This is a genomic window from Gordonia phosphorivorans (assembly GCF_042432625.1).
Lineage (GTDB): Bacteria > Actinomycetota > Actinomycetes > Mycobacteriales > Mycobacteriaceae > Gordonia > Gordonia phosphorivorans.
On the sequence record NZ_JBHLWV010000020.1, the window covers coordinates 135,619 to 150,614 of the forward strand.

Genomic DNA, 14,996 nt, shown 5'->3' on the forward strand with positions numbered 1-14,996 from the left:
CAAGCGAACATTTCTATAGAACTATTGTGCCCATCACCTGTGGGGCGTATCATAGTTATAGGAGGGCGGGGTCGATAGTCCCGAACTCGCGGAACATGAGTGGCCGAGCGACTGACCGTCGCCGGCTCGACCGGTTCCATCGCTATTGGCTTCTCATGACCTTGAGGAGTGGGCGTCATGGACGCAACAACTCTCACCGCCTTCGCCGATCTGATGAGCGATGACCTCACTATCCCCGTCGGTACCGACATCGATACGCCGGCGAATCTCGGCCAGTTCTTGGCCCGGGCGCGAGCGGTGGACGACGACCGTGAACTCCTGGCGGTAGCCGCGGCGGTTCTGCGGCTGCGCAATGTGGCCGACTACTCGGTGGCCGCGACGTGCGCCGCGATCGAACGAGTCGGTTTACCTGCCCGGAAGCATGTGCGGTCGGGCGCGGCGATCCTCTCCGAGCTCGGCGCGGCGCCGGCGGTGGCCTATCGCGCGGCGCGGCTCGGTCAGGCGATAGTCGACGAGAACCTCGTCTCGGTGATCCGTGGCCTGCGCGATGGGGCGGTGTCGGCGGAGCAAAGCGACGCTGTGGCGTCCGGTGTCGGGCACGTCACAGGTCGGGTGGAACTGCCCGACGACGATCGCCGGAAGATCGTGAATTCGCTGATGGTGCAGACGTCGCCAGCGCGTGTGAGGGAGAAGGCGCGGGCGTGGGCGATCAAGTTGGCACCGGTCGAGCCTGTGGATGGGGTAGTCCCGGTCGCTGAGCGTGACGATCTCAACGAGATGACCCTGAACCGCACGGACGACGGTCGGGTCGCGGTGACGATCGATTTCGACATCGTGGCCGCTGAGGAACTCAGCGCGGCGCTGGATCCGCTCACGCGGCCGGTGCCCGAGCCGGACGGTTCTGCGGATCGGCGGTCGGCCAAGCGGCGGCGTGCCGATGCGATGGCGCAGGTGATTCGCACGTATTTGTCTCATTCGGAGCGTCCCGAGTCCGGCGGGGTGTTGCCGCACGTCACCTTGTCGGTGCCGGCTGCGGTGGTGATGAACGGGCAGGTACTCGATTCCGTTGTGGGACAGACGATCTCAATCCCGATCGCCGCAGCCGGGGACGACACCGCCGAGGACGACACCGCCGTCCCGTGGCTCGGGTTCGGCGGACCCATCTCGCCACGGACGGCGGAGCTGATCATGTGCGAGGCGTCCGTGGCACTGGCGCTGCTGGACGAGCACGGTGTGCCGTTGAACGTGGGCCGGGAGAAGCGGCTGTTCACGCCGGGCATTCGCAAGGCTTTGGTGCTGCGGGATCGTGGTTGCGCGTTTCCCGGTTGCGGTCTGCCGCCGTCCTGGTGCGACGGGCACCACGTCGACCATTGGGAACACGGCGGAGTGACCAGCTTGGACAACGGTGTCCTGCTCTGCCGCCGGCATCACACGGTGATTCATCACGGTGGGTGGGAAGTGTTCATCGGCCGGGATCGGCAGCCGTGGTTCGTCCCGCCGGCCGATCCTGACCATCCGAAGCGTCGTCGTGAACCGATCCGATCGAATGCGCGACGAACGCTGACGTCATTGCCCGGCGCTGCGTGAGCAGCAGTCGCGACGCTCGGACTATGGGGCGTCGGCGTTGGTGAGAGTGAAAGTCCTACGAGTCCTGGAAAGTTCGAGAAGGCGCAGACATGGTGTCTGCCAACGACATTCGCAAGGGGCGGAGTCGACGAACTTTCTCACTGAAGTGTCGGGAGCGGTTCCCGGCGCGATGCGTTGTTTGAGAATTGAATAGTGTGCCCGCCGCTGAGCGGGGCCTGGGTGGTCACGGGGAGCACCCAGGCTCGCAGGTGGCGGGGCGGCACCGCACCGACGAGCAGTAGGCCCGCGGCGCCCCGGCTGTCGAGCGGCGGTCTCGCCGGTTGTGGGTAACGGCCACTGTCCACAGCGTCGTCGCTCTGCTCGGTGACCGGCGTGCCTTTCGCGGGCAGGCTGGCGGGCATGGGGGATGAGACGGTGCGCCGCGACCGGCGTGGACAAGTGGGTCGGATCGGGGAGGATCTGGCGGCCGAGTACATCGACTCGCTCGGCTGGAGGATTCTGGATCGGAACTGGCGGACACGGTACGGCGAGCTGGATCTGATCGCGGCCGACGGTGCCACGCTGGTGGTGGTCGAGGTCAAGACGCGTGCCTCGCACACCTACACCGATCCGGTGGCGGCCATCACCGCGACCAAGCTGCGGCGCATGCGTTTGCTGGCGCGGCAGTGGTTGGCGGCCCAGGCCGAACCGGCGCCGTGGTGGGAGACGGTCCGGTTCGACGCGGTCTCGGTGCAGCTGGACGTCGGTGATCCGGAAGATCGGGCGGCGGCCCGACTGCGGCACCATCGGGGACTGGTGGAGTGAGGCGATCATGCAGCGGGTCGTGGGCAATGTGCACTCCATGGGTCTGGGCGGCTATGCCGGCAAGCCGGTGGAGATCCAGGGCAACGTGGGGCAGGGTCTGCCCAGGTTCACCATCAGCGGCAGCATCGACGCGTCCCTGCGGGAGGCCAAGGATCGGGTGCGGGCGGCGATCGTGAACAGCGGCTTCAAGTTTCCCGAAGCCAATGTCACGGTGGCGTTGGCCCCGGCCCAGATGCGCAAGGAGGGGTCGGGTTTCGATCTCGGAATGGCGCTGTCGGTGCTGATCGCGGACGGTCAAGCTGACACCGATCGGCTGGGCGGCACCGTGTTCCTCGGCGAGCTGGGGCTGGACGGTCAGGTACGGGCGGTCCGCGGCGTGCTGCCGCTGCTGCTGGCGGCCCGGGACTACGGCTATGCGCGGGCGGTGGTGCCGGTGGCCAATCTGCGTGAAGCGGGGTTGGTCGACGACCTGGGAATCGGTGGCGCGCAATCGCTGTCGCAGGTGGTCGCGTGGCTCGCCGGGGACGGCGCCCTGGACGACGTGGACGACGGCCCCGTGCCGCCGGCACCGTCGTGCCCGGACATGGCGGACGTGGTGGGGCAAGCCGCTGCGCGACGGGCGCTGGAGGTGGCGGCGGCCGGCGGCCATCACGTGTTGATGATCGGTCCGCCGGGGATCGGCAAGACGATGTTGGCGGCCCGGCTGCCGGGCGTTCTGCCGCCCCTCGATCCCGCCGAATCCTTGCAGGTGACCGCCATCCATTCGGTGGCGGGGACGTTGCCGGACACGCATCCGCTGATCACAGTGCCGCCGTTCGTGGCCCCTCATCACACGGTCAGTGGCGCGGCGCTGCTCGGCGGCGGCACCGGGATGGCCCGTCCGGGAGCGGTCTCCCGCGCGCACCGCGGCGTCCTGTTCCTCGACGAATGCGCGGAGATGGGCGCCAAGGTGCTCGACGGACTCCGGCAACCGTTGGAGGAGGGCGTGATCCGACTGTCCCGCCGCGACGGCGATACGAAGTACCCGGCACGCTTCCTGCTCCTGCTGGCCGCCAACCCGTGCCCGTGTGCGCCGGCCAACGACATCGACTGCGTCTGCACGTCGGTTGTCCGGCGCCGTTACTTGGGCAAGCTTTCCGGGCCGTTGCTCGACCGCGTGGACATCCGCGTGCAGATGGACCCGCCCGGCCCCACCATGCTGGTGCGGGGACGCGGTGAGGCCAGTGCGGCGATCGCCGAGCGGGTGGCGGCGGCCCGGGCGGCCGCCCGGGAGCGATGGCGGCAGCAAGGGTGGACGACCAATGCGGAAGTGCCGGGCAACGTTCTGCGCCAGGACTTTCCACTCGGCCGCGAGGCGCTCGCCCCGATCGAGCGGTACCTGCGCGAGGGGCGCATCACCGCGCGCGGCGCCGACCGGGCGTTGCGCCTGGCCTGGACCGTGAACGACCTGCGGGGAGGCAGCGTGCCCGAACTCGACGACGTGGCCCAGGCCCTGATGTACCGCGATCGGTCGTTCCAGTGAGCGCGCCGGACCGGCGGGAACGACTCGCGTGGGCCTATCTGGCCGCGGTCGCCGAGCCGCCGTGCCCACCCCTCATCTCACTGGTGGGTCGGTACGGCGCCGTCGAGACGGCCCGGATGATCCGGACGCGAACGCTGCCCGCCGGGAACGCCGCGGCGGTGACGGCGACCCAGGCTCGGTACGAGACCGATTCCGCCGCAACCGATCTGGAGACCGCGCACCGACGCGGTGCCCGGTTGGTGACGCCGGACGACGAGGAATGGCCGGGGTGGGCTCTGCTGGGACTGGATCAGGCGAGCACCTCCGTGCGGGGCGGCGCACCGCTGGCCCTGTGGGTGCGCGGGCCCGGCAGCCTCGCGGAGGCGGCGTCGTCGGCGGTCGGGCTGGTCGGTTCGCGCGCGGCGACGGCGTACGGGGAGCACGTGTCCACCCGGATGGCGTCAGGCTTGGCCGACCGAGGCGTCACGGTGCTCTCCGGTGGCGCGTTCGGGATCGACGGCGCGGCCCATCGCGGCGCCTTGGCCGCCGGCGGCCTCACCGTCGCGATCCTCGCCTGCGGGATCGACCGCGACTACCCCAGCGGGCACGCCCGGCTGCTCCGCGAGATCGGCGAGGCGGGCCTGGTGGTATCGGAGTATCCGCCCGGCACCACAGCCGCCAAGCACCGGTTCCTCACCCGCAATCGTCTGGTGGCCGCACTGTCGGCGGCGGTGGTGGTCGTCGAGGCCGGACGACGCTCGGGCGCCACCAACACGGCGGCCTGGGCGCGAAAACTCGGGCGGCCACTGGGCGCGGTGCCCGGACCGATCACCTCGGCGATGTCGGTGGGCTGTCACCAGATGATCGCCGACGGGCAAGCCACCCTGGTGATGGACGCCGACTCGATCCTCGCCCTCATCCAGGCGACCGGGCACGACAACTTCGTCCGGTCGGCGCCCAGCGCCACAGACGACCTGCCGACCGACGAGTTCGAGGTGATCGAGGCGCTGCCCGCGAGCGGGGGCCTGACCGTGGACGAGATCGCGTTCAGTGCCGGCCGCCCGGTGACCGTCGTGCTCGCGGCCCTGGCGCGGCTGGAGGTGAAGGGCCTGGTGGACAGCGACTCCGGGTTGTGGCGCCTGGCCGGCGAGAGGTGACACGAGGTGAAGGGGACCGTCCGGCCCGTCACCGAGACCTCGCACCGCCACAGACGAGTTAGGTCCGCCTTACTCGCGGCGCGCGATCCGGGTACGGTGAGGGCCATGTCGAAGAAATTTCAGACCATGTCGGTCTTGCGCAGCGAATGGTTGACCGACCACATGGTCCGCGTCTGGCTCGGCGGCGAGGGCTTCGAGGACTTCGAGCCCGCCGGTGACGCGGAGGGCGTCGACACCGACATGTACGTCAAGATCGCCTTCCCCCGCGAGGGCTCCAGCGAGCCGACCCTGCGGACCTACACGGTGCGCCGCCACGACGCGCAGGCGCGGGAACTGGCCATCGACTTCGTGGTGCACGGCGACGAGGGCATCGCGGGACCGTGGGCGGCGCGGGTGCAGCCGGGGGAGCGAGTCACCTTCCGCGGCCCGGGCAGCGGCTACCGCCCCGACCCGACCGCACCGTGGCATTTGCTGGTCGCCGACGAAGCCGGACTGCCCGCCCTGGCCGCCGCGCTCGAGGCGCTGCCCGCCGACGCCGTGGCCCAGGTCTTCATCGAGGTGGCCGGAGAGGCCGACGAACTGGACCTGGTGGCCCCGGCCGGGGCCCGCATCACCTGGGTGCACCGCGGGGCCACCCCGGACCGGGCCGGTGAGGACGTCAGCGGCGACCACGCACCGGTGATCGCCGCCGTGCGCGCCGCACCCTGGCTCGACGGCGAGCCGCAGGTGTTCATCCACGGGGAGGCGCAAGCGGTGATGAAGAACCTGCGCCCGTACGTTCGCAAGGAGCGCGGCGTCTCCGCCCGGCGCGCCGCGTCGATCTCCGGGTACTGGCGCCGCGGCCGCACCGAGGAGGGCTTCCGGCAATGGAAGGCCGACGAGCGGGCCGCCGATCGGACCTGACTACTCGGTCGGGGGTTCTTCCTGCGGCGCCGCGTCGACGGCCTCGAGCATCTCGGCCAGGGACGCACGCGTGTAGTCGGCCAGCCGTTGCAGGTGCGGCAGGGTGTCGCGGCACCCGACGAAACCGAGCGTGACCTTGTCGGCGTAGCCCACCAGGGTCACGTTGAGTCCGTAGCCGTCCACCAGGAACGAGATCGGCACCAGGGTCTGCAGTTCGGCGCCCAGCAGGTAGAGCTTCTCCTTGCCCAGCACCACGTTCGAGACGGTGAAGTTGAACAGGGTGGGCAGTTGCTTGGCCAGGCCGGTGTGCTGGGCCAACATCAACGGGGTCAGGCCGATCAACGCGAAATAGTCCTGCGCGGTGCGGCTCAGGTGGTCGATGTCGTCCTTGCCGCGCCGAGTGTGCGCGGCGACCACCTTCATGCGCTCGAGCGGATCGGCGATGTCGGTGCCCAACGGAGTGACGATGCCCGTGGCCGCGTTGCGGGTCGCCTCCTCCCGGGTCAGGCCGATCGGGACCGACGCGGTGAGGCTGTGACCCGGCAGCGCGTCCTGCTCCAGCAGGTACCGGCGCACGGCGCCGCCGATGATGGTGAGCATCACGTCGTTCACCTTGGACCCGGTGGCCTTGGCGATCTTCTTCAGCGTGGCCAGTTCGATGTTCTCGATGGCGACCCGACGATGCGGCCCCAGACGCTGGTTGAACTGCGAATCGGGTGTGCTGACCGCCGTGCGGATCACGCTTTCGGAACCGAACGTCATTCGGGCGACCCGATTGAGCACCTCCGCGGTGGCGACGGTGCCCTCGGTGAACCGCTTCGGCAGGATCGTGAGCTTCTCCAGCAGGCCCATGTCCGGGCTCTCCTCCGGAGTACCGGTGGGCGGCAGCCCCTCCGGATCGGTGCTCAGCCAGGACTGGATGGTCTCGACGGCCGCCGCGCCGTCGGTGGCGCAGTGGTGCGCCTTGAAATAGAACGCGAAGCGGTTGTCCGACAGCCCCTCGATGAGGTGGGCCTCCCACACCGGTCGGGACAGATCCAACGGGCGCGAATGCAGATACTCCACCAGCGTGCCGAGCTCGGCCTCGCCGCCGGGCGCGGGCAGCGCCGTGAGGCGCACGTGATAGCTCGGATCGGGATCGGCCTTCTTCCAGTACGCCGCAGCGGCCACCGGAACGTTCGCGATCTCGCTGTCGTACGGAAACGGCAGATAGGCGAGCGCCGAGAAGGCCTCGTACAGGCTGCGGACGAAATCGTCGGGCGCGTTTTCGGGAAGCGTGAAAATTGCCAGCGCGCCGATATGCATCGGCGTGCGCGGGGACTCCATTCGCAACATGGCGTGGTCTAGTGGAGTGAGCAGCTTCATGCTCTGAATCCTAGGCCGCTGCGGTGTGCTTCCTCGGTCCTTTGCCGCGGGGGTGTCGCGGTCAGAGCACGGACTGCTCCTCGATCGCGGGGCGACGGGGCACCGCCAGGGCGGTGATCGCGGCGACGACGCAGGCGATGAGGGCGATCGTCGACGCCCAGAGATAGGACGACGACGTCGGCACCGACGCCGGCCCCTGCGGGCCCGCGACCGTGATGCGGGAGGCCGCCAGGATCATGCCGACCACGGCGGTGGCCGCGGACGTGCCGATCGACCGCATGAGCGCGTTCACGCCGTTGGCCTCGCCGGTGTGCGACACGGGGACCCACCGCATGATGAGAGCGGGCATCGCCGAGTAGGCGACGCCCAGGCCGGCTCCCACCACGATGTTGATGACCAGCAGCCAGTACCAGCTGCCCTGCCACGGTCCGGCGATCATGCCCAGCAGCAACCCGTACCCCAGGCCCAGCACCACCGCACCCAGCGCGAGGGCGATACGCGGGCCGTACCGACGGGTGAGTTCGGCCGAGACGAAGGAGAAGGCGAACATCACCAGGCCGCCCGGCATCAGCACCAGCGCGGCCCGCACCATCGACAGACCCATCCCGACGCTGCCCGCCGACGTCGCCGACGTCGGATCCATCAGCACCTGGATCGGAATCATCTGCATCGCGTAGAAGGCGAAACCGACCGCCACGGACGCGATGTTGGTCAGCATCACCGGGCGGGCGATGTTCAGTTCCAGGTCGACGAGGGGATTGCGGTGGGTGCGCTCCCACCGCCACCACAGCAGCGAGGCGACCGCGAAGCCGGCGAACAGCGCCAGGATCGTCGGGCTGGTCCACCCCCACGCGGCCCCCTTGGACATCGCTAGCAGGAAGCAGCTGAGCAGCACCGTCAGGCCGACGGCGCCGACGGCGTCGAAGCGCCCGCCCGTCGGTTCACCGCGCACCGGCACCGTGGCCAGGACCGCCACCAGCGCCAGCAACGCCACCGCACCGCTGACCCAGAACAGTGCGTGCCAGCTCACCTCCTGCGCGATGACCGCCGCGAACGGCAGACCCAGCGCACCGCCGACACCCAGCGAGGCGCTCATGGCGCCGATCGAGGCGCCGAGCCGGTCGGCCGGCACGATGTCGCGCATCAGGGAGATGCCCACGGCGATGGTGCCGATCCCCAGACCCTGCAGCCCGCGGCCCACTAGGAAGACGAGTAGCCCCGGCGCGAGGGCGCAGACCGCCGAACCCACCGCGACCGCCGCCATGCTGGCCACCAGCACGCGGCGTTTGCCGACCATGTCCCCGAGGCGTCCGGAGATCGGCGTCACCACCGCGCCGGTGAGCAGGGTGATGGTCAGGGTCCACGAGGCGTTGGTCGGCGAGGTCTTCAGCAGGCTCGGCAGCAGCGGGATCAGCGGCACGATGATGGTCTGCATCAGTGCCACGACGATCCCGGCGCCGCAGAGGACCGCGACGGCCAGGCGGGGATGGTGTTGGGGCGGGGAGGTGATCACGGAGGCATTTCTGTACGTGGTGCATGAGGCGAGTAAGCGTTCGCTTCCCACACGCTATACGTCGCCGTGACTTCGCACACGTCGGTATCCTCGACCGCATGCCCGGGGTACTCGACGACTATGCGGAACACCTTCGCTTCGAGAAGGGTCGCAGCGCGCACACAGTCCGCGCCTACGTGGGCGACGTCCGCGGCTTGATCTCCTTCGCCGGCGCCCGGGGAGTGGCCGTCGCCGACCTCGACCTAACCCTGCTGCGTGCCTGGCTCGCCGATCAGCGTCGACGTGGTGCGGCGCGCACCACGGTGGCCCGGCAGGTGTCCTCGGCCAAGAACTTCTGCGCCTGGGCCGCCCGTGAGGGGATCCTGCCCGCCGACCCGGCCACCCGACTGCAGGCGCCCAAGGCCCATCGCGTGCTGCCCGCGGTGCTGTCGCCGGAGCAGGCGGTGGCCGCGGTGCAACCCGCCGGTGACGCCCCGCTGGAGCTGCGCGACCACCTGATCCTCGAGCTGCTGTACGCCACCGGCATTCGCGTGGGGGAGCTGTGCGGCCTGGAACTGGCCGACATCGACCTCGAGCGCCGCGTCCTGCAGGTGGTGGGTAAGGGGGACAAACAGCGCGCGGTGCCGTTCGGCGCGCCGGCGGCCGCGGCCGTCGAGGACTGGCTGCGCAGCGGACGACCGGCGTTGGCCACCGCCGCGTCGGGCGACGCACTTCTGCTGGGCGCCCGCGGCGGCCGGCTGGATCAGCGGATGGCACGCACCGTGGTGCATCGCGCGACGGCCGCGCAGGGCACCGACCTGGGACCGCACGGCCTGCGGCACAGCGCGGCGACCCACCTGCTCGAGGGCGGCGCCGACCTGCGCGTGGTGCAGGAGCTGCTGGGCCACTCGTCGCTGGCCACCACCCAGCTCTACACCCACGTGAGCGTCGAACGACTCCGCGCCGTCCACGACCAGGCGCACCCCAGAGCTTGAACGCCCAGAGCCTGAGAGGTCAGGGCCAGTCGCCGACCGGTTTGAGGCGGACCCGGACGGCGCCGACCAGCACCAACGGATTCAGGTAGCGGGTGAAGGCGCCGCTGCCGCGCCGGGCGCCCCAGTGCAGGCACGCGGCCACCGTGCACCCGGGATGGCCGGGCTCCAGATAGCCGAGCACCTGCCCGCGCAGCACCGTGTCCCCGGTGTGCACCACGGCGCGGACCGGCTCGTAGGTGGTCGCGATCTGGTCCGGGTGGAGCACCGAGACGGTCGGCTTGCCGCCGATGACCCCGGCGAACCGGACCCGCCCGGCCGCCGCGGCGATCACCGCGGCCTGCGGGGCCGCACCCAGGTCGACGCCGCGATGCCCGGGCAGCCAGCGCTCGGCCGGTGGATCGAAGCCCCGCGTCACCGCCGGGCGCGGGGCCAGCGGCCAGTCGTAGGCCGGGCGCGGGGCGGCCGGCGTCGGACCGCCGACGCTCAGCAGCAGGAGCAGGGCGGCGGTGCAGGCGATGGCGCGTCGGCGCAGCGGTCTCATGTCGGTTAGACGTTCGGCGCCGCCGCCCGGATCCCCTTTTGGCACCCGGGCGTGTCGACGCGTAAGGTGGACAACTGCACCTCGTCGCACGTCGACGGGGTGACTACGCGCGTTCGCGCGTCCGGCCGCAATCGGGTCGGACACCACGATCGAAGCACACGGTCCCGGGGGCCTTCCGGGCTGCTTCGGCCGGCGAACGCCAGGGCCGGACGTCGACCGACGCCCGGTGTAACCGAGATAAAGGAATACCCATGGCAGTCGTGACCATGCGGCAGCTGCTCGACAGCGGCGCGCACTTCGGACATCAGACCCGTCGCTGGAACCCGAAGATGAAGCGCTTCATCTTCACCGACCGCAACGGCATCTACATCATCGATCTGCAGCAGACGCTGACCTACATCGACCGCGCCTACGAGTTCGTCAAGGAGACCGTCGCTCACGGCGGCACCGTCCTGTTCGTCGGCACCAAGAAGCAGGCCCAGGAGTCCATCGCGGCCGAGGCCACGCGCGTCGGCATGCCCTACGTCAACCAGCGTTGGCTCGGCGGCATGCTCACCAACTTCAACACCGTGCACAAGCGTCTCCAGCGCATGAAGGAGCTGGAAGCGATGGAGCAGACCGGTGGCTTCGAGGGTCGCACCAAGAAGGAAATCCTCATGCTCACGCGTGAGAAGAACAAGCTCGAGCGCACCCTCGGCGGCATCCGCGACATGGCCAAGGTTCCCTCGGCCATGTGGGTGGTGGACACCAACAAGGAGCACATCGCCGTCGGCGAGGCGCGCAAGCTGAACATCCCGGTCATCGCGATCCTGGACACCAACTGCGATCCGGACGTCGTCGACTACCCGATCCCGGCCAACGACGACGCCATCCGCAGCACCGCTCTGCTGACCCGCGTGATCGCTTCGGCCGTCGCCGAGGGCGTGCAGGCGCGTGCCGGCCAGGCCGGCGGCGACGCCAAGCCCGAGGCCGGTAGCGGCGAGCCGCTGCCGGAGTGGGAGCAGGATCTGCTGGCTTCGGCCGAGGCTCCTGCCGCCGAGGTCGTCGCCGAGGCACCTGCTGCCGAGGTCGCCCCCGAGGCCCCCGCGGCCGCCGAATAGTCCAACACTTCTTTCCGAAGGGAGTCGCCACCCATGGCGAACTACACCGCTGCGGACGTCAAGCGTCTGCGCGAACTGACCGGCTCGGGCATGCTCGACTGCAAGAACGCCCTGGCCAACAACGACGGTGATTTCGACAAGGCCGTTGAGGAACTGCGTATCAAGGGCGCCAAGGACGTCGGCAAGCGTGCCGAGCGGGCCACCGCGGAGGGCCTCGTGGCCGCTCGCGACGGCGTCATGATCGAGCTCAACGCCGAGACCGACTTCGTTGCCAAGAACGAAGAGTTCCAGAAGCTGGCCGACGACGTGCTGGGTGCTGCGATCGCTCTGCGTTCCAGCGACCTCGACGCGCTGAACGCCGCCCCGCTGGGCGACGGCACCGTCGCCGACGCCGTCGAGGCCCTCTCGGCCAAGATCGGCGAGAAGCTGGTCCTGCGTCGCGTCGCCGCGTACGACGGCCCGGTCGCGGTCTACCTGCACAAGCGTGCCTCGGACCTGCCCCCCGCCGTGGGTGTGCTGGTCTCGTACACCGGTGACAGCGAGGCGGCCGCCGAGGCTGCCCGCGGTGCCGCCATGCAGGTCGCTGCGCTGCGCGCCAAGTACGCGTCGCGCGAGGAGGTGCCCGCCGATGTGGTCGCCGCCGAGCGTCGCATCGCCGAGGAGACCGCCAAGGCCGAGGGCAAGCCGGAGCAGGCTCTGCCGAAGATCGTCGAGGGTCGCGTGACCGGCTTCTACAAGGACGTCGTCCTGGTGGATCAGGCTTCGGTGACCGACTCCAAGAAGACGGTCAAGCAGATCCTGGACGAGGCCGGCGCCAGCGTCGTCGCGTTCACTCGCTTCGAGGTCGGCCAGGTCTAACCACCGCACTGCTTTTCGGCCCCGGCCCCTCCCCGCGCGACAAGCGGGGAAGGGTCGGGGCCGAAGTGTTTTCTCCGAGGCTGAGCACTATGCTTAGGAGAGTTTGGGCTGCGACGGCCCATCCTGTGAGCGCGAGGAGCAAGGGACACGATGACCGACTCGGCGGCACCCGTACGACGCGGTGGTTTCAGTAGGGTTCTGCTGAAGCTGGGCGGTGAGATGTTCGGTGGAGGCTCGGTGGGTCTGGACCCCGATGTGCTCGGGACCGTGGCCGATCAGATCGCCGAGGTGGTGGCCGGCGGTGCGCAGGTCGGCATCGTGATCGGCGGCGGCAACTTCTTCCGCGGCGCCGAACTGCAGCAGCGCGGCCTGGACCGGGCTCGCTCGGACTACATGGGCATGCTCGGCACCGTGATGAATTGTCTTGCGCTGCAAGACTTCCTGGAGAAGCGCGGCATCGATACGCGCGTTCAGACGGCGATCACCATGGGCCAGGTGGCCGAGCCCTACCTGCCGCTGCGCGCGGTCCGTCACCTGGAGAAGGGGCGCGTGGTGATCTTCGGCGCCGGCATGGGCATGCCGTACTTCTCCACCGACACCACCGCGGCTCAGCGCGCGCTGGAGATCAAGGCCGAGGCGGTGCTGATGGCCAAGGCCGTCGACGGCGTCTACTCGGCCGATCCGCGGGTGGATCCGAACGCGACCCTGTACCGGGAGATCACCCACCGGGAGGTGCTCGAGCAGGAACTGAAGGTGGCCGACGCGACCGCTTTCTCGCTCTGCATGGACAACAACATGCCGATTCTGGTGTTCAATCTTCTCCAGCAGGGCAACATCGCACGCGCGGTGGCCGGTGAGGCCATCGGCACGCTGGTCTCGTCCTGACCGGCCCCGCGGACCCGACCCACTTAGCTACAGACGACCTACCGACGAAGGATTCTGCTGATGATCGACGACACCCTGCTCGACGCCGAAGAGAAGATGGACAAGGCGGTCGACCATCTGCGTGAAGACCTGCAGTCCATCCGGACCGGTCGCGCGAACCCGGCGATGTTCAACAAGATCATGGTCGAGTACTACGGTGCGCTCACGCCGATCACCCAGGTGTCGAGCATCAACGCGCCCGAGCCGCGGCTGATCGTGATCAAGCCGTACGAGCAGTCGATCATGCGGGACATCGAGACCGCGATCCGCAACTCGGACCTGGGTGTGAACCCGACCGACGACGGCAACGTGATCCGCGTGTCCATCCCGCAGCTCACCGAGGAGCGTCGTCGGGACCTGGGCAAGCAGGCCCGCGGCAAGGGCGAGGACGCCAAGGTCGCGGTGCGCAACATCCGCCGCAAGGCCGTCGACGAGCTCAAGCGCATCCAGAAGGACGGCGAGGCCGGCGAGGACGAAGTGGTGCGCGCGGAGAAGGACCTGGACAAGACCACGCACGGCTACACCGAGCAGATCGACGTGCTGGTCAAGAACAAGGAAGCCGAGCTGCTCGAGGTATGACCGCACCCGCGCAGCCGAAGGCGTCCCGCGCCGGCCGTAACCTGCCCGCCGCGATCGGCGTGGGTGTCGCTCTCGGCGCCGGCCTGATCGCGATCCTCGCCTACGCGCCCCGCGTGTGGTTCCCCGTGGTCGCGGTGGCCATCGCCATCGCCACCTGGGAGGTGGCCAAGCGGTTACGCGAGGGCGATCGCGAGGTCGCCCTGATCCCGCTGTTGGTCGGCGGGCAGGCCGTCATCTGGAGCACCTGGCCGTGGGGGACCACCGGCGCACTGGTGGCCTTCGCCGGCACCGCGCTGGTGATCCTGGTATGGAAACTGTTCGCGCAGGGGCTCACCGAGGCGCCGCGCGAGTACACCCGGGACGCGGCCCTGTCGCTGTTGATTCTGGCGTGGCTGCCGCTGATGGCGGTCTTCGCCGTCGACATGGTGCAGCAGCCCGACGGCCGGTACCGCGTCTTCACCTTCCTGATCGTGCTGGTCTGCTCGGACGTCGGCGGCTACGCGGCCGGCGTCCTCGTCGGCAAGCATCCGATGGTGCCTGCGATCAGCCCGAAGAAGTCCTGGGAGGGTCTGGGTGGCTCGCTGTTGCTGGCCACCGCGGGCGCGGTGTGCTGCAGCATCTGGATGCTGGACACCCACTGGTGGATCGGTCTGATCCTCGGTCCGGTGCTGGTGATCGTCGGCACGTGCGGTGACCTCATCGAATCCCAGGTCAAGCGCGACCTGGGCATCAAGGACATGGGCACGCTCCTGCCCGGGCACGGCGGCCTGATGGACCGCATCGACTCGCTGCTGCCGGGCGCCTTCGTCACCTGGGCGATCTTCACCGCCCTGATGTAGGCGGGGGCCTAGCGCTTCTTCTGGGCCCGGTCGACCTTCTTGAGCGCCCGGTGCAGTTCCACCATGCGGGCGGCGCTGATCGCCACGGTGATGATCGCGCCGAGCAGCGCCGCGATCAGCAGGCTCACCCCGACCGGCAGATTGACCGTGCCGAAGATCAGGTCGATCTCCTGCGAATCCTGATTCTGCAGGATGAACACCAGCAGCAGGATCGTCACGATGATGCCGACGATCCACCCGAAGTAGGTGGCGCGCGAACGCGTGTGTTTGACTCGGCGTGCCTCGTCGACCGTCGGCGCGGAGGCAGGCGGGTCCAGCGGCAGGTCGGGGTGGGGCTCGGGAGAAGTCACC

General features: G+C 69.4%; 15 protein-coding genes. 11 read left to right on the forward strand and 4 right to left on the reverse strand.

The window, feature by feature from the left end:
- The first annotated feature begins 177 nt into the window (after positions 1 to 177).
- The 5 genes from ACFFJD_RS09845 (at position 178) to ACFFJD_RS09865 (ending at position 5,952) form a co-directional block, all read left to right on the forward strand.
- A complete protein-coding gene (locus ACFFJD_RS09845) occupies positions 178 to 1,587 on the forward strand; it encodes an HNH endonuclease signature motif containing protein (protein ID WP_382363595.1) in 1,410 nt (469 codons plus the stop codon).
- 399 nt (positions 1,588 to 1,986) lie between these two features.
- Positions 1,987 to 2,391, forward strand: a complete 405-nt coding sequence (locus ACFFJD_RS09850) for a YraN family protein (RefSeq protein ID WP_382363597.1) — start codon at positions 1,987 to 1,989, stop codon at positions 2,389 to 2,391.
- Between the two features lie 7 nt (positions 2,392 to 2,398).
- Complete coding sequence (locus tag ACFFJD_RS09855; RefSeq protein ID WP_382363599.1) at positions 2,399 to 3,913, forward strand: YifB family Mg chelatase-like AAA ATPase; 1,515 nt, start codon at positions 2,399 to 2,401, stop codon at positions 3,911 to 3,913.
- On the forward strand, positions 3,910 to 5,049 hold the full coding sequence (gene dprA / locus ACFFJD_RS09860; protein WP_382363601.1) for a DNA-processing protein DprA: 1,140 nt from the start codon (positions 3,910 to 3,912) through the stop codon (positions 5,047 to 5,049). The genes ACFFJD_RS09855 and dprA overlap by 4 nt, the downstream gene beginning before the upstream one ends.
- 105 nt (positions 5,050 to 5,154) lie before the next feature.
- On the forward strand, positions 5,155 to 5,952 hold the full coding sequence (locus ACFFJD_RS09865; RefSeq protein WP_382363603.1) for a siderophore-interacting protein: 798 nt from the start codon (positions 5,155 to 5,157) through the stop codon (positions 5,950 to 5,952).
- Here the strand turns inward: ACFFJD_RS09865 and ACFFJD_RS09870 are convergent, their stop codons facing one another.
- On the reverse strand, positions 5,953 to 7,317 hold the full coding sequence (locus ACFFJD_RS09870; protein WP_382363605.1) for a WS/DGAT/MGAT family O-acyltransferase: 1,365 nt from the start codon (positions 7,315 to 7,317) through the stop codon (positions 5,953 to 5,955).
- A 61-nt stretch (positions 7,318 to 7,378) separates the two neighbouring features.
- Entirely contained in the window at positions 7,379 to 8,830 is a 1,452-nt protein-coding gene (locus tag ACFFJD_RS09875) for an MFS transporter (protein WP_382363607.1), read from the reverse strand.
- A gap of 98 nt (positions 8,831 to 8,928) precedes the next feature.
- Between ACFFJD_RS09875 and ACFFJD_RS09880 the strand changes: the two genes are divergently transcribed.
- Positions 8,929 to 9,804 (forward strand): tyrosine recombinase XerC, encoded by an 876-nt coding sequence (locus tag ACFFJD_RS09880; protein WP_382363609.1) that lies wholly within the window; start codon positions 8,929 to 8,931, stop codon positions 9,802 to 9,804.
- A 19-nt stretch (positions 9,805 to 9,823) separates the two neighbouring features.
- On the opposite strand, the gene ACFFJD_RS09885 is transcribed toward ACFFJD_RS09880, so the two are convergent.
- Positions 9,824 to 10,345: a M23 family metallopeptidase gene (locus tag ACFFJD_RS09885; protein WP_382363611.1), complete on the reverse strand. Its 522-nt coding sequence runs from the start codon at positions 10,343 to 10,345 to the stop codon at positions 9,824 to 9,826.
- A 251-nt stretch (positions 10,346 to 10,596) separates the two neighbouring features.
- On the opposite strand from ACFFJD_RS09885, the gene rpsB reads away from it, so the two are divergent.
- The 5 genes from rpsB (at position 10,597) to ACFFJD_RS09910 (ending at position 14,645) form a co-directional block, all read left to right on the forward strand.
- Positions 10,597 to 11,445 carry a 30S ribosomal protein S2 gene (gene rpsB, locus ACFFJD_RS09890; RefSeq protein WP_382363613.1) on the forward strand — a complete coding sequence of 283 codons (849 nt, stop codon included), beginning with the start codon at positions 10,597 to 10,599 and terminating at the stop codon, positions 11,443 to 11,445.
- Between the two features lie 33 nt (positions 11,446 to 11,478).
- A complete protein-coding gene (gene tsf / locus ACFFJD_RS09895; RefSeq protein WP_382363615.1) occupies positions 11,479 to 12,303 on the forward strand; it encodes a translation elongation factor Ts in 825 nt (274 codons plus the stop codon).
- A 150-nt stretch (positions 12,304 to 12,453) separates the two neighbouring features.
- The gene (pyrH, locus tag ACFFJD_RS09900) at positions 12,454 to 13,188 is read left to right on the forward strand and encodes a UMP kinase (protein WP_382363617.1); all 735 of its coding nucleotides are present in this window, start codon (positions 12,454 to 12,456) and stop codon (positions 13,186 to 13,188) included.
- A gap of 60 nt (positions 13,189 to 13,248) precedes the next feature.
- The gene (gene frr / locus ACFFJD_RS09905; RefSeq protein ID WP_382363619.1) at positions 13,249 to 13,806 is read left to right on the forward strand and encodes a ribosome recycling factor; all 558 of its coding nucleotides are present in this window, start codon (positions 13,249 to 13,251) and stop codon (positions 13,804 to 13,806) included.
- A complete protein-coding gene (locus ACFFJD_RS09910; RefSeq protein WP_382363621.1) occupies positions 13,803 to 14,645 on the forward strand; it encodes a phosphatidate cytidylyltransferase in 843 nt (280 codons plus the stop codon). The genes frr and ACFFJD_RS09910 overlap by 4 nt, the downstream gene beginning before the upstream one ends.
- Before the next feature lie 8 nt (positions 14,646 to 14,653).
- On the opposite strand, the gene ACFFJD_RS09915 is transcribed toward ACFFJD_RS09910, so the two are convergent.
- Complete coding sequence (locus tag ACFFJD_RS09915; protein ID WP_382363623.1) at positions 14,654 to 14,995, reverse strand: LapA family protein; 342 nt, start codon at positions 14,993 to 14,995, stop codon at positions 14,654 to 14,656.
- Between the last annotated feature and the right edge of the window lies 1 nt (position 14,996).

What these genes read in the sequence shown, in the direction of transcription:
- ACFFJD_RS09845 (WP_382363595.1), top strand. Translation starts at nt 178, where the DNA reads ATGGACGCAACAACTCTCACCGCCTTCGCCGATCTGATGAGCGATGAC.
- ACFFJD_RS09850 (WP_382363597.1), top strand. Translation starts at nt 1,987, where the DNA reads ATGGGGGATGAGACGGTGCGCCGCGACCGGCGTGGACAAGTGGGTCGG.
- ACFFJD_RS09855 (WP_382363599.1), top strand. Translation starts at nt 2,399, where the DNA reads ATGCAGCGGGTCGTGGGCAATGTGCACTCCATGGGTCTGGGCGGCTAT.
- ACFFJD_RS09865 (WP_382363603.1), top strand. Translation starts at nt 5,155, where the DNA reads ATGTCGAAGAAATTTCAGACCATGTCGGTCTTGCGCAGCGAATGGTTG.
- ACFFJD_RS09870 (WP_382363605.1), bottom strand. Translation starts at nt 7,317, where the DNA reads ATGAAGCTGCTCACTCCACTAGACCACGCCATGTTGCGAATGGAGTCC.
- ACFFJD_RS09880 (WP_382363609.1), top strand. Translation starts at nt 8,929, where the DNA reads ATGCCCGGGGTACTCGACGACTATGCGGAACACCTTCGCTTCGAGAAG.
- ACFFJD_RS09885 (WP_382363611.1), bottom strand. Translation starts at nt 10,345, where the DNA reads ATGAGACCGCTGCGCCGACGCGCCATCGCCTGCACCGCCGCCCTGCTC.
- rpsB (WP_382363613.1), top strand. Translation starts at nt 10,597, where the DNA reads ATGGCAGTCGTGACCATGCGGCAGCTGCTCGACAGCGGCGCGCACTTC.
- tsf (WP_382363615.1), top strand. Translation starts at nt 11,479, where the DNA reads ATGGCGAACTACACCGCTGCGGACGTCAAGCGTCTGCGCGAACTGACC.
- pyrH (WP_382363617.1), top strand. Translation starts at nt 12,454, where the DNA reads ATGACCGACTCGGCGGCACCCGTACGACGCGGTGGTTTCAGTAGGGTT.
- frr (WP_382363619.1), top strand. Translation starts at nt 13,249, where the DNA reads ATGATCGACGACACCCTGCTCGACGCCGAAGAGAAGATGGACAAGGCG.
- ACFFJD_RS09910 (WP_382363621.1), top strand. Translation starts at nt 13,803, where the DNA reads ATGACCGCACCCGCGCAGCCGAAGGCGTCCCGCGCCGGCCGTAACCTG.